Raw genomic sequence first — 13320 nt, 5'->3', positions numbered from 1 at the left:
TTACGGGTATACAATAATAGTTTTCCCTTCAACCTCAAATTTTATATTGCTGAGCTCAAGTACTTTTAATACTTCAGATAAATTTTTATTCATAAAAGTTCCTCCGTTAAATTTCAAATCAGGTATATCTCCTCTATACTCCACTTGAATATCGTACCATCGTTCTAACTGTTTCATTACCATTTTTAAGTCGGCATTATCAAACTTAAACCTTCCGTTTTTCCAGGCCACAGCAGTTGCAGTATCGACGCTGCCAACCACAATAGAACTTGTTTCTTCGTTTACTTTAGCCTGTTGGCCTGGCCTTATAATGTTTTTTTTATCTTTATATGAGAGCGCAATACTTCCCTCTATCAAGGTGGTTTTAGTAAAAGATTCATTGTTATAAGCCTGAACATTAAAATGTGTTCCTAAAACTTCAATGGTTTGATTTTTAAATTTCACAAAAAATGGCTTACTCTTATCTTTCGCGACTTCAAAATATGCTTCCCCTTCTAGTTCAACCTCTCTTTTATCTCCCTTAAAATGTGTTGGGTATTTTAATAAAGAAGTTGCATTTAAATAGACTTTGGTATCATCTGAAAGAATAATACTATATTGCCCACCTATTGGGGTTGATAAGGTGTTAAAAGTATCTGGACCACCATTATTACCTGTACTAGGACCAACTTGATACGAAACAAGTCCGTTAGGATTCATTTTAATGGTTACCTCATCTTTCTCGCCTTCGCTTACAACGGTATCATTATTTGCCAAGTTGTCTAAAATAATTTGTTTACCATTAGATAGTGTCAGCACTCCTTTGTTTCCTCCTGGGGCTATTTCTTTTACCTCTTCCGTTAATTGAACTTGAGAGACTGATGTTCTTGTAAAATAATATAATCCGGTAGCCATTACTAAAACAACCGAAGCTGCTACAGCCATACGTTTCCATAGACCAATAACCTTTGGATTTCGTTTAACAGGCAGTTTAGATTTAATATATTTAAAGCTGCTTTCTAGCTGGTTTTCGTTTAAACCCTTTTTACTACTTGAAGATTCATATAAATACCATGCCTCTAACTTATCCTTTTCTATATCAGATAAAGTTCCGTTTCTGTAATTTTTTAGTAAGTTTAAAATCTCTTCTTCTGTCATAATTAAAGCATAGTTTTATTGCCGTGTATATTATTAAGACAGACAAAACCATGATTTGTCATAGATAAAATCAAAAAAAAAATAAAAAATCATTATTTCTTTGTTAAATCTATTTTCTTTACTGAAGGTTTATAAGCTAAAAGGAAGTAACAATGTTTTTTCAAACAGCTTTTAATCAAAAAAATATAGTTTAAAAATTAAAACAATTAAAAACGGATTTATTTTAGCTCTTATTTTTTTTAATGCGTTATAAACTTGTTGTTTGGCTGTTTTATCAGAGATATTTAATTGATCGGCAATTTCATCATAAGATAAATGATTAACTTTTCTCAAAACGAAAACTTCACGCATTTTATCAGGAAGACATTCAATTTCTTTGGCAATAATAAGACGTAACTCTTCTTCTCTTTGATTAGCATCTGCAAAGGTGTAATTATTTTCTATAAAGCCTAATATTGACTCTGCATAACGAGATACAACTTTTTCATGTGCTATATGATTTAATATTCTATTTTTAGTTGCCTTAAACAAATATGAGGCTAGAGAACCTTTAATATTTAATTCATATCGTTTATTCCATATAGCCACAAATACTTCCTGAACAATATCGTTTGCATCGTCCTGACTTTGTAAAATTTTATAGGCATGGTTTGTTAAAAGCTTACAATACCTGTTAAAGATTACAGTATAAGCCTGATGATTGTCCTCTTTAAGAAAATCTAAAAGTAACTCATCAGAATATTTATTATAAACAGACAACAAAGGAAAGAATTTAATCAGCCAAATTAATAAATGTTGTTAATCAAAACAAAAATTATCATTTTTTTAAAGCTAATATGTTAACACAAGCCTATTGAACTAGTAAACACAGCCCTGCAACTTTATATCTAATTAAAGTTGCAATTTCATAACAGTTTCTGCAAGTCTTTTATTGGATAAGACAAGTTTAGAACCGATTAGCGAAATTAATTTAAAAAAGAACAACCATTTTAACGGAAAACCGTTCTCGTTTTGAACACTAAATAGTAATTAAAAAACTAATTTTGAGTATTCTTATCTCGCTACATCATGAATAGAGAAAAGCCCAAAATTAAATCGCGGGCTTTTTTATTTGTAAGTAACATAAAAAATCTATTCTTTAAACAGAATATCTGGAACTATTCAATAATCTCACCTCTTTCTTCTGCCACTAAGGTGCCCCAATTAGCAATAGCAAGCAATACAGGCCTTAAGGTTTCACCAAGAGGTGTTAATTGATATTCAACTTTTAAAGGTGGTTTTTGGGTATATACTTTTCTGGCTATCAAACCATCCTTTTCTAGCTGCTTTAATTGCAGGCTTAAGGTTCGCTCGGTAATAGTCGATATTAACTTGTACAACTCGTTATACCGTTTCTTTCCGTTTAAAAGATAAATAAGAATAACACTTTTCCATTTTCCGCCAATCAACTCCATAGCAATGCTTGTTGAACACGAAAATTCCTTATCGTTATACTTTATCACCCGTTTTTTATACTCAATTTCCATAGCAAATCATCACTTTCAAAAACAAAGATACCAAACTATCATTTATTATACAACTATACTTTTTATAGTTATTTTAACATTCGCCTTAACACATTGATTTTACTGCTTAAATCAACAATTTAACCTTTAAAAAAACATACTATCAAATATGACCGTTATTGCACAAAACACAAACTACCAATACTTTTGTCACTATACTTTTGATAGTTAAAATTAAAAACATAAAAAATCAATTAAAATGAATACACCCAACATTGCACAAGAAGATGTTCTAAACGCATTCAATTACCGTCATGCAACTAAAGAGTTTGATGCATCTCAACCTTTAACAGACGACCAAATCAATTTCATTTTGAAAACAGCCAATTTATCGCCGAGTTCCTTTGGTTTCGAACCTTGGCATTTTGTGGTTGTACAAGACAAAGAGCTTCGCGAAATTTTAAAACCAGTAGCTTGGGGAGCGCCATTAAAATTAGATACTGCAAGCCATTTTATTTTGGGCCTCGCCATGAAGGCACCCATGGTAAAGCATGACGCCGACTACATAGAATATATGATGAAAGAGGTTAAACAACTTCCAGAAGATGTCATAGAAATGTATTCAAAATTTTATAGAGAATTTCAAGAGCGCGATTTCAATTTAAACACAGACAAGAAATTGTTCGATTGGTCGTCAAAACAAACCTACATTGCTTTAGGAAATATGATGACAGCTGCTGCTTTAACGGGCATAGACTCTTGCCCAATTGAAGGCTTCCATCAAGAAAAGGCCGAAGCTCTATTGCGTGAAAAATTTGGTGTCGACACCGAAAAATATGGTTTAGCATTTATGGTTGCTTTCGGATACAGGAAAGCTGAACCACCGCATGCCAAAACCAGAAGAGACTTAGAGGACATTGTAACTTGGAAGTAACTTACAGCATGAAATCCACTAGAATATTTATAGCTGCCGTTCTGTTTAGCGTTTCTGTTTTTGCACAAACGCCAACAACAGACCACCGACAATATAAAAACGAAGTCGTTACAATAGACCAAGTAGAGTGGAGCTGGCTAAACCCATTACGCGGTGATAAAAGTCCGGCTGCCGGAAAACTTTGGGGCGATCGTACAAAAAATGAACCCGCTGGTTTTTTAGTGAAATTTAAAAAAGGATTTTCTTCGCCTGCCCATATCCACAACATTACGTATCGTGGGGTGGTTATAAAAGGTTTATTGCACAATGATGATGAAAAGGCCGAAAAGCAATGGTTGCCATCGGGTTCTTATTGGCAACAGCCTGCTGGCGAAGCTCATATCACCGCTGCTAACGGTGATGATAATTTAGCATTACTGGATTTTCAGGAAGGTCCATATTTAGTTAAACCAACATCTGAAGCTTTTGATTATGGCGAACAACCTGTTAATGTAGATAAAACCAATTTAGTTTGGTTAAGCGCTAACGATATCGAATGGGTTTCTGGAAAAAGTAAGGTTGAAACCGCATTTTTATGGGGGAGCCACGAAAAAAATCAATTACGTGCTACCTTAGTAAAATTACCTGCTGGATTTAAAGGAAAAATCAAAAATTTAAGTCCAAATTTTAGAGCCGTCGTTATCTCCGGTAAAGTAACTCATCAATTTTCAAAAAAAGCCACCATAAACGTATTAGAACCGGGCTCATATTTTGCCGCCAAAAAAATGTTTCACCCTGCTTAAGTACTGATACTGAAACGGTAATTTACCTCCGTACCAACGGTGGGTTTAAGGTGAAATAGAAATTCAAAAAATTGATTGAAGATTAGTTTAATAATTGGTTAATAGCAGAAAAGCCACCAAATGTAAAATACATTCTGTGTGGCTTTTTTATTTTATAAACTTTATATATGAAAATAAGTAAAGCCCAAAATACCTGTTTTGAACAAAAGCTATCAAGTACGTATTTTGACAACGACAGAGGAAGCTATAATAACGCACACCCCGATGCGTATAATGAAGATAAAATTAAATTATTACTAACTTTAACTGAAGAAATTACAAGTCAGTAACCTAATAAAATCAACCAAATACAGCCAATGAAAAAGGTACTCATACTCTTTGCACACCCAAAATTTGAAAAATCCAGGGTCAATGCAACGCTTATCGAGCGGTTAAAAAACAAAACTCACGTCACTTTTCACGATTTGTACGAGCATTATCCCAGCTTTCACATTAATGTGCAACACGAACAAGAATTATTACTACAGCACGACATCATCATTTGGCACCACCCATTGTATTGGTACAGCAGCCCAGCTATTTTAAAGCAATGGAAAGATTTGGTTTTAGAATTTAATTGGGCCTATGGCCCCAAAGGAAAAGTACTTCATAACAAAACAATCTTCAACGTGATTACCACAGGCGGGTCACGTGAGGTGTATTGTTCTGAAGGCTATAACACTTACACCATAAATGAATTTCTGCGACCTTACGAGCAAACCGCTAATTTATGCGGCATGAATTATTTACCTCCTTTTGCCGTTATGGGAACACATCATTTATCGGATGACGATTTATTTGATTACGCGAACCAATATGAACAGTTAATAGACTTGTTGCAAGGCGATTTTAACGCCACGCAATTATCAAATTGCTATTTCCTTAACGATTTAGAAATTTTAACTGCTTAACGTATGTCTGGAAGTTTATTATTTGAAGCGATTGTTTTTCTAGCCGGTGCCATTATTTGTGTATCCATAGCAAAACGATTAGGATTAAGTTCGGTGATTGGTTATTTGTTGGCTGGTGTACTTATTGGCCCTTATGTATTAGGCTTTATTGGTGAAGAAGGTGAAGATATTTTGCATTTTGCGGAGTTTGGTGTTGTGGTAATGCTGTTTTTAATCGGGTTAGAAATTGAACCCAAAAACTTCTGGAACATGCGAAAATCCATCCTCGGTATGGGCGGCATTCAAGTTGCATTAACCGTTGGCTTAACTTATGTATTGTTCGCTGTTTTGGGATACGAATGGCAAGTAGCATTAGCCATTGGTATGGCTGTGGCGTTATCATCAACCGCAATTGCATTGCAAACCATCAAAGAAAAAGGATTAATGAATACCACCTTTGGTTCTAGTTCATTTTCTATACTATTATTTCAAGATATTGTCGTGATATTTATGATTGGTGCCTTACCATTGTTGAGTAATTCATCGGAACACGCTAGTGATGACACTTCACATTCTGCATCAAGTTTAATTCAAAATTTACCCATTGGGCTACAAACCTTAGCGATTATATTATCGGTAGCCCTTATTATTTTGGCAGGTCGTTTTGTAGTGGTGCCCATGCTACGTAAAGTGGCAAAAACAGGTGTTAGAGAATTGTTGATTGCGGCTGCGTTTTTAATTGTTTTCGGAATTTCATATTTAATGGAATTTGTCGGTTTAAGTCCAGCGTTAGGAGCCTTTTTAGGTGGTGTTGTATTGTCAACAAGTGAATTTAAACACGAGTTAGAAAGTACGTTAGAACCGTTTAAAAACCTATTACTCGGACTCTTTTTTATGGCGGTTGGTGCATCCATAAACTTTGTAGTGATAGCTAATAGTCCGTTAACCATTGGTGGAATTTTACTCGCCATTATTGCTATTAAAGCATTGGTGTTGTTCATAACAGGTCGCATTTTCAAACTAAAACTCGATCAAAATGTGTTGTTGACTTTCAGTTTGGCGCAGGTTGGTGAATTTGCTTTTGTCTTGCTATCGTTTGCCTTTCAGCTTAATATTTTAGAACAAGAACAAATGGATATGATGCTGGTTGTTACCGCAGTATCCATGTCTTTAACACCAATTTTAGCTGTGGTAAACGAACGTTTAATTCTTCCGAAGGTGGGTACTAAAGAATCTATAAAACGACCAATGGATCATATTGCCAAATCGCAAAAAGTCATTTTGGTTGGGTTTGGTCATTTTGGTAGCACGGTTGGCCGATTTTTACGTTCTCACGGTGTGGAAGCTACGATTTTAGATTTCGATTCGAACCGTGTTGATTTCCTTCGCAAAATGGGGTTTGAAGTGTATTATGGTGATGCCACACGTGAAGATTTGTTAGAATCTGCAGGAATTGCCGAAGCTAAATTGCTCATTTGTGCCACTAATAAAGTATCTGTTGCTAAAGCCATAAGTAAAATTGTTAAGGAAAAGCATCCTCATGTAGAGCTTCTTGTTCGTACCAAAAACAGATACGATGCTTATGAATTGTTAAACCTTAATGTTACCAATATTTACCGCGAAACTTTAGACACCTCCTTGGCTTTGGCGAGTGACGCACTTAATAAATTAGGCTTTAGAAAATATACCTTAAACCGTCAAGTTCAAAATTTTATAAAGTACGATGACGCCAGTTTAAAACGATTAGCATCAGAACCCAAGCGAGATGAAGACTATGTATTTATGGCGCGAAAAGAAATAGAACAACAGGAAAAACTCCTGAACGAAGATTTTAAACGGGGCATTGTAACCTTTGATCACCATTGGGACGGCGAGCACATTAGAAATTTATTGAGCAAAGAAGCTAATTAATAAGCCTCAGTTTATTGATTTTGTTAAGTTTTCTCATAATTATTATCTAAAAATAATAATTTTGCCAAATGCAGGACCAACACCAACTCTTGAGGCAACATTTTGAAGAAATTGTAACGCTTACAGACGAAGAGTGGGAATTTATTGCGCCTCATTTTGAATATAAAAAACTAAAAAAGCATCAGTTTTTAATTCAAACCGGGCAGCCCGTAGATTGCGAATTTTGGATTATTAACGGGCTGGTAAAATCGTATGCTGTAGACGACAAGGGAGACGAACACATACTGCAGTTCGCTATGGAAGAATATTGGGTAAGCGACTATTATGCATTTCAAAATAAAGTACCGGCCACAACAGTGGTAGACTGCATTGAAGATTCCGAGTTCTTTTGTGTGTCATTCGAATCTAGAGAGCTCATTTGCCAAAACGTACCGGCCATAGCCAATTTTTTCAGAATAAAAGCCAATTACGGTTTTATTAATTTACAGCAACGCATCCTTTCCTTATTAACGCAAACAGCAGAAGAACGCTACGATAATTTGCTATTTAAACTACCTAAATTAGTGCAACGCATCCCCAAAAAATTAATAGCTGCCTATTTGGGTGTGTCCAGAGAAACCTTAAGCCGATTTAAGGGTTAAAAAAGTGATATAAATCACACTTTTATGTTGCGCTATATCACTTTAAAATCGTGATGTACATCCTCGCTCTCCCCCTTGTTTTTGCTGAAATTTGCATCAGAATTTTAAAGCAAAAATTAGAACAATGAAAACAAGGTTATACACATTTGCATTCGCTTTACTGTTAAGTACTTCAGTTTTAGCACAAACGAAAAACAACGCTCCAAAAGTGTTATTGGTTTTATCCAGTCACCAAGAATTAGGTAAAACGGGTAAAGAAACAGGCTATTATTTAAGCGAAGTAACTCACGCTTACGAAGTGTTTCAAACAAACAACTACCAGATTACCTTAGTAAGCCCCAAAGGAGGAAATCCACCGGTAGATGGTTTTGATCTTACAGATAAAGTGAACAACAAATACTGGAATGATGCTACATTTCAAAATAAACTTCAAAATACTTTAAAACCTTCAAAAGTAAGAGCTAAAGATTACGATGTTATTTATTATGCTGGTGGACATGGAACCATGTGGGACTTTCCAAACAATAAAAAATTAGCCAAAATAGCCGCTAAAATTTACGAAAACGACGGTATTGTAGCGGCCGTTTGCCATGGTCCTTCTGCTTTAGTAAATATTAAATTATCTAATGGCGATTATCTGGTAGATGGTAAAACGGTTAGCGTTTTTACCAACGAAGAAGAAACTAATGTAAATTTGGAAAATGTTGTGCCATTTTTATTAGAAGACAAACTTAAAGAGCGTGGAGCCACCGTAAATAAAGCGGCAATGTGGCAAGAAAAAGTAAGTGTTGATGAGCGTTTGGTAACGGGTCAAAATCCTGCTTCCGCAAAACTAGCTGCTGAAAAAATTGTAGAACTCATAGAGGCAAAACACTAAAAATGATATATTCTTAACTTACAAAAAAAATAATGACATGAAAGATTCAAAATACCCAAAAGCCTTTTCACACATAGGCATAACTGTACCAGACATCCAAAAAGCAGTTGAATTTTACCAGAACGTAATGGGCTGGTACGTAATCATGCCGCCTTCAACGGTAAAAAAAGAAACCGACACCGCTATTGGGCAAATGTGTATGGATGTATTTGGTAACGATTGGGAGTCCTTTGAAATTGCACATTTATCAACGTCTGACGGCATTGGAATTGAGCTCTTCTCTTTTCCTCACGGCAAAAAAGAAGCTCCAGCATTTAATCCTTTCAACACGGGGCTGTTCCACTTTTGCGTTCAAGACCCAGACATTGAAACACTCACAGAAAAAATAGTTGAAGCCGGCGGAAAACAGCGAATGCCAATACGCGAGTATTACCCCAACGACAAGCCCTATAAAATGGTTTATGTTGAAGACCCTTTTGGGGTTGTTTTCGAAATTTACACGCATAGCTATGAGTTAACCTATTCGTCTGGTGCATATGCCCACAATCAATAGTATTTAGTCCATTATCTGCATACAAAACCAATCCATAAAACTGGGTAAAAACACTAAAGTTGCAAAACAAAAAAAGGTTTAGCTTTCACTAAACCTTTTTTTATGCCTCTCAATTTTATACCATTAAATATATTGATTCATGATATTTTCAAATAATTCTTGCTTACCGCTCTTTAAAGGTAATTCTCCATTTTCTTGAGCAATTTGGTAAAGATCTTGCAAGTTCAATTTCCCTGCCTCAAAATCCTTTCCTTTTCCAGAGTCGAAAGAGGCATAACGCTCTTTACGTAATTTTTCGTACGGTGAAGATGAAATGATTTTATCGGCAATCAACAAAGCTCTAGCGAACGTATCGGCACCACCGATATGGGCATGGAACACATCCTCCAAATCAGTAGAATTTCTTCTAATTTTAGCATCAAAATTAACACCTCCGCCTTGTAGGCCTCCTGCTTTTAAGAATACCAACATCGCCTCTGTTGTTTCCTGAATGTTATTCGGGAATTGATCGGTATCCCAACCATTTTGGTAATCACCACGGTTGGCATCAACGCTACCCAACATACCGGCCTTAGCAGCCACCTCTAGTTCGTGTTGGAAAGTGTGCTGTGCTAAAGTGGCGTGGTTTACTTCAATATTAATTTTGAAATCCTTATCTAAACCATATTCTTTAAGGAAACCAATAGCTGTAGCGGAATCAAAATCATATTGATGCTTGGTAGGTTCCATAGGTTTTGGCTCTATAAAGAAGTTTCCTTTAAAACCTTGTGCTCGGGCATAGTCTCTCGCCATGGTCAAAAATTGCCCCATGTGATCTAACTCACGCCCCATATCGGTATTAAGCAAACTCATGTAACCTTCGCGGCCACCCCAAAACACGTAGTTTTCACCTTTAAGGGCAATAGTAGCATCTAAGGCCAGTTTTACTTGACCACCAGCTCGAGCAACCACATTAAATTCTGGATTGGTTGCCGCTCCGTTCATGTAACGAGGGTTAGAAAAGCAGTTGGCGGTTCCCCAAAGTAGTTTTACGCCAGAATCGGCTTGTTTTTGTTTTAAGTATTCTGTAATGGTTTTCAATCGGTCTTCAGATTCTGAAAACGTTGGAGCTTCTCGCACCAAATCAAAATCGTGGAAACAGTAATAACCAAATCCCATTTTTGTGATAAATTCGAATGCCGCATCGGCTTTATCTTTTGCAGCTTGAATAGGATCTGATGATTTATCCCATTCAAAACTTTGCGTGCCCGGTCCGAAAGGATCACTACCTTGCCCGCAGAACGTATGCCAATACGCTACAGAAAATTTAAACCATTCGCGCATGGTTCTTCCTGCAACCACCTGATCGGGGTTGTAGTATTTAAACGCTAACGGATTGTCTGATTCTTTACCTTCAAACTTAATCTCACCGATACCTTTATAGTACTCTTTGTTTCCTATTAATGCCATAATATTGTTGTTTTTAATGTTTATTTATGCTTTTGTATTTAAAATAATTTCTAATTCATTTTTCCAGCTGTTGTAAGCCTTTAAGTAAGCCGATCGGTCATTTAAAGGCTTATATGTCATCACATAATCATTGTCTATTATGTTCTTGCCAAAGCTCTCAAAATCCCCCTCATGCAAACCGGCTGCACGGGCCGCGCCAATAGCTCCAGTGGTGTTATAGATTTCAATTTCTTGCTCAATTAGTGTTGCCACCGTATTGGCAAAAATTTCCGAACGGAACAAATTATCATTGCCGGCACGGATGACACTTGGTTTTATTCCATCGGATTTTAATATCTCCATACCGTAAACGAACGAAAAGGCTATGCCCTCTAAAGCGGCACGGCAAAGGTGGCCTTTATGGTGGTTATTTAGGTTGATATTGACCACGCGCGTGCCAATTTCTTTATTGTTAAGCATGCGTTCTGCGCCATTTCCGAAAGAAATCAATACGACGCCATCAGAACCCACCGGAATATTTTCGGCCAGACGGTTCATTTCGTCATACGACTCTACGTCCAAATTATTCAACAACCACCGATATTGAATTCCAGCTCCATTAATATTTAAAAGCTTTCCTATGTTTTTACTTTGTAAGGTGTAATTGACGTGGGCAAAATTATTTACACGGGTACTTTCCTTTCCCGACAAATTATCGGTAACGGCATAAAACACGCCTGAAGTACCTCCGGTTGCTGCGACTTCACCTGGATTGAACACATTAAGCGACAAGGCATTGTTGGGCTGGTCTCCCGCACGATAAAAAATAGGAGTACCTTCGGCCAAGCCACTATCGGCTGCCCCCTCTCTACTGACAACAGATTGTTCTCCAAACGTATCAACAATATCTGGCATCAAATTTTTATCGATACCGTAATGCTGTAAAAGGAAATCGGCCACGGTGTTATTTTTAAAGTCCCAAAAAATACCTTCTGAAAGTCCAGAAATGGTGGTATTAATTGTGTTTGAAAATTTAAAAGCTATATAGTCGCCAGGCAACATGAACTTGTGTATTTTTTCAAAAACCTCTGGCTCATTGTCCTTAACCCACTTTAATTTTGAGGCAGTAAAGTTTGCCGGAGAGTTTAGCAAGCTTGTTGAGCATTTTTCTGCTCCTATTTCAGCAAATGCTTTATTACCGGTTTCCACTGCACGGCTATCGCACCAAATAATGCTTTTTCGTAGCGGCTGTCCAGCCTTATCGACCACAACCAAACCGTGCATTTGGTACGAAATACCAATGCCTTGTATTTGATCTGCTGAAATATCATAGGTCTGTTTTAGTTTTTTTATGGCATTGCAAACGTGCTGCCACCAATCGTTAGGGTCTTGCTCTGCCCATCCATTTTTAGGGGCGTGCATACTCATTTCTTTTTCTGGCTCTTGGGTTACGCCCACACTTTTACCTGTAGCCATTTCCACTATTGCTGCTTTAATTGACGAACTCCCTATGTCTAATCCTAAATAATACATGGTTTTATAATGATTCTCTTAAAGTTAATGTTGTTGGTATATATTTTTGTAACGGTTCATTTTTTGTAACAAAGGATGCGGCCTGTGCACCCATGGCTTTAAAATTGGTTGAAACTACCGATATGCCTTTATAAATAAAGGGCTTCATTGGTGTTTCGTTGTAAGACAGAAAACCAACATCTTTACCCGGCTCGAAATTTTTATTTCTACACTGTTCTAAAAACGTTCCAAGAATTCTATCGCTAACACTTATGTAGGCTTTTCCCTTGGAAACAACAAATGCCTCAGGATCGGTAACCACGCTTGATTTAAATTGATGGGCTTCACAAAATTTTTTAAAATAAAAAAGTGATTCGGTGGGGTGCTTTGTAAACGTAGGATACACAAATACTAATTTTTTATACTTTCGAAAAGGGGCGATAGCATCTTCCAAAGCCTCAAAAAACGACTTTCCGAAATCTTGAAAAACGAAATTGTTATTTGCTTTTGAGTGCACTCCCCAATCTATCAATAACAAATTGTTATTTTCAATTTCAGACAAAATGGATGGTACTTCTTTGTGATTGAAAGTCATCACCACATACTTAAAGTATTTCCCTTTACTGTTGTTTAAAATGGTTTTGAAATTGGTAATATTATAATGATGGAACTGTACATCGACAATAATATTTTTGGGCAAATTATTGACGAAGGCATGGTAAAGTACTTCTTTATAAGCCTTAAAAGTATCTAAAACCAAAATTACTTTTCGTGTGGTGTGCGCCACAAAATAGCCTTTATTGGGTACAGACTCCACTACCCCGTTATCCTTTAGAATAGTATAAGCCTTGAAAACGGTATCGCGCGATAAATTATAATCCTTACAGATGGCATTTACCGAAGGTAACGGATCGCCACTGGAAATGGTATTATTGGCCAAAGCATCATTAACAGCATTAACCAATTGCTGGTATTTTGGAATTTCACTATTAAAATCGAAGTCGAAAACCATCAATCCGTTCTGTTCTGTTCTGGTATGCAAATATATAATTTTTTTAATAAAAAAGGGAAGCTTAAAACAGCTTCCCTTTAAATATCCTTTTATAATTTT

At 36.3% G+C, this 13320-nt stretch carries 14 protein-coding genes; 8 read left to right on the top strand and 6 right to left on the bottom strand.

The window, feature by feature from the left end:
* The 3 genes from ABI125_06150 to ABI125_06140 all read right to left on the bottom strand — a co-directional run bounded on the left by ABI125_06150 (position 1) and on the right by ABI125_06140 (position 2663).
* The gene (locus tag ABI125_06150) at positions 1 to 1137 is read right to left on the bottom strand and encodes a FecR domain-containing protein (GenBank protein XCF07435.1); all 1137 of its coding nucleotides are present in this window, start codon (positions 1135 to 1137) and stop codon (positions 1 to 3) included.
* Between the two features lie 171 nt (positions 1138 to 1308).
* Positions 1309 to 1896, bottom strand: coding sequence for an RNA polymerase sigma-70 factor (locus tag ABI125_06145; protein XCF07434.1), 588 nt, complete (start codon positions 1894 to 1896; stop codon positions 1309 to 1311).
* Between the two features lie 398 nt (positions 1897 to 2294).
* Positions 2295 to 2663 (bottom strand): helix-turn-helix domain-containing protein, encoded by a 369-nt coding sequence (locus ABI125_06140; protein ID XCF07433.1) that lies wholly within the window; start codon positions 2661 to 2663, stop codon positions 2295 to 2297.
* Positions 2664 to 2901: 238 nt separating this feature from the next.
* Between ABI125_06140 and ABI125_06135 the strand changes: the two genes are divergently transcribed.
* From ABI125_06135 to ABI125_06100, 8 genes are all read left to right on the top strand, one after another.
* Positions 2902 to 3576, top strand: coding sequence for an NAD(P)H-dependent oxidoreductase (locus tag ABI125_06135; GenBank protein ID XCF07432.1), 675 nt, complete (start codon positions 2902 to 2904; stop codon positions 3574 to 3576).
* Positions 3577 to 3584: 8 nt separating this feature from the next.
* Positions 3585 to 4358, top strand: coding sequence for a DUF4437 domain-containing protein (locus ABI125_06130; GenBank protein ID XCF07431.1), 774 nt, complete (start codon positions 3585 to 3587; stop codon positions 4356 to 4358).
* 167 nt (positions 4359 to 4525) lie between these two features.
* Positions 4526 to 4687 (top strand): hypothetical protein, encoded by a 162-nt coding sequence (locus tag ABI125_06125; protein XCF07430.1) that lies wholly within the window; start codon positions 4526 to 4528, stop codon positions 4685 to 4687.
* A gap of 27 nt (positions 4688 to 4714) precedes the next feature.
* Positions 4715 to 5308 (top strand): NAD(P)H-dependent oxidoreductase, encoded by a 594-nt coding sequence (locus ABI125_06120; protein ID XCF07429.1) that lies wholly within the window; start codon positions 4715 to 4717, stop codon positions 5306 to 5308.
* A 3-nt stretch (positions 5309 to 5311) separates the two neighbouring features.
* Complete coding sequence (locus ABI125_06115) at positions 5312 to 7198, top strand: monovalent cation:proton antiporter-2 (CPA2) family protein (GenBank protein ID XCF07428.1); 1887 nt, start codon at positions 5312 to 5314, stop codon at positions 7196 to 7198.
* A gap of 68 nt (positions 7199 to 7266) precedes the next feature.
* Positions 7267 to 7839: a Crp/Fnr family transcriptional regulator gene (locus tag ABI125_06110; protein ID XCF07427.1), complete on the top strand. Its 573-nt coding sequence runs from the start codon at positions 7267 to 7269 to the stop codon at positions 7837 to 7839.
* Positions 7840 to 7963: 124 nt separating this feature from the next.
* Positions 7964 to 8716, top strand: a complete 753-nt coding sequence (locus ABI125_06105) for a type 1 glutamine amidotransferase domain-containing protein (GenBank protein XCF07426.1) — start codon at positions 7964 to 7966, stop codon at positions 8714 to 8716.
* A gap of 37 nt (positions 8717 to 8753) precedes the next feature.
* Complete coding sequence (locus tag ABI125_06100) at positions 8754 to 9269, top strand: lactoylglutathione lyase family protein (protein XCF07425.1); 516 nt, start codon at positions 8754 to 8756, stop codon at positions 9267 to 9269.
* Between the two features lie 123 nt (positions 9270 to 9392).
* Here the strand turns inward: ABI125_06100 and xylA are convergent, their stop codons facing one another.
* Genes xylA through ABI125_06085 form a run of 3 tightly spaced genes read right to left on the bottom strand, consistent with a single transcriptional unit; the run spans position 9393 to position 13251 of the window.
* Positions 9393 to 10718 (bottom strand): xylose isomerase, encoded by a 1326-nt coding sequence (xylA, locus tag ABI125_06095; GenBank protein ID XCF07424.1) that lies wholly within the window; start codon positions 10716 to 10718, stop codon positions 9393 to 9395.
* Positions 10719 to 10742: 24 nt separating this feature from the next.
* Complete coding sequence (locus tag ABI125_06090; GenBank protein XCF07423.1) at positions 10743 to 12230, bottom strand: FGGY family carbohydrate kinase; 1488 nt, start codon at positions 12228 to 12230, stop codon at positions 10743 to 10745.
* 4 nt (positions 12231 to 12234) lie between these two features.
* Complete coding sequence (locus tag ABI125_06085; GenBank protein ID XCF07422.1) at positions 12235 to 13251, bottom strand: GntR family transcriptional regulator; 1017 nt, start codon at positions 13249 to 13251, stop codon at positions 12235 to 12237.
* Between the last annotated feature and the right edge of the window lie 69 nt (positions 13252 to 13320).

Source organism: Tamlana crocina, assembly GCA_040429635.1.
Taxonomy (GTDB): Bacteria; Bacteroidota; Bacteroidia; order Flavobacteriales; family Flavobacteriaceae; genus Flavisericum; species Flavisericum crocinum.
This window is presented reverse-complemented; position numbering and strand designations above follow the sequence as displayed.

What these genes read in the sequence shown, in the direction of transcription:
- ABI125_06135 (XCF07432.1), top strand. Translation starts at nt 2,902, where the DNA reads ATGAATACACCCAACATTGCACAAGAAGATGTTCTAAACGCATTCAAT.
- xylA (XCF07424.1), bottom strand. Translation starts at nt 10,718, where the DNA reads ATGGCATTAATAGGAAACAAAGAGTACTATAAAGGTATCGGTGAGATT.
- ABI125_06150 (XCF07435.1), bottom strand. Translation starts at nt 1,137, where the DNA reads ATGACAGAAGAAGAGATTTTAAACTTACTAAAAAATTACAGAAACGGA.
- ABI125_06090 (XCF07423.1), bottom strand. Translation starts at nt 12,230, where the DNA reads ATGTATTATTTAGGATTAGACATAGGGAGTTCGTCAATTAAAGCAGCA.
- ABI125_06110 (XCF07427.1), top strand. Translation starts at nt 7,267, where the DNA reads ATGCAGGACCAACACCAACTCTTGAGGCAACATTTTGAAGAAATTGTA.
- ABI125_06125 (XCF07430.1), top strand. Translation starts at nt 4,526, where the DNA reads ATGAAAATAAGTAAAGCCCAAAATACCTGTTTTGAACAAAAGCTATCA.
- ABI125_06140 (XCF07433.1), bottom strand. Translation starts at nt 2,663, where the DNA reads ATGGAAATTGAGTATAAAAAACGGGTGATAAAGTATAACGATAAGGAA.
- ABI125_06100 (XCF07425.1), top strand. Translation starts at nt 8,754, where the DNA reads ATGAAAGATTCAAAATACCCAAAAGCCTTTTCACACATAGGCATAACT.
- ABI125_06130 (XCF07431.1), top strand. Translation starts at nt 3,585, where the DNA reads ATGAAATCCACTAGAATATTTATAGCTGCCGTTCTGTTTAGCGTTTCT.
- ABI125_06105 (XCF07426.1), top strand. Translation starts at nt 7,964, where the DNA reads ATGAAAACAAGGTTATACACATTTGCATTCGCTTTACTGTTAAGTACT.
- ABI125_06115 (XCF07428.1), top strand. Translation starts at nt 5,312, where the DNA reads ATGTCTGGAAGTTTATTATTTGAAGCGATTGTTTTTCTAGCCGGTGCC.
- ABI125_06120 (XCF07429.1), top strand. Translation starts at nt 4,715, where the DNA reads ATGAAAAAGGTACTCATACTCTTTGCACACCCAAAATTTGAAAAATCC.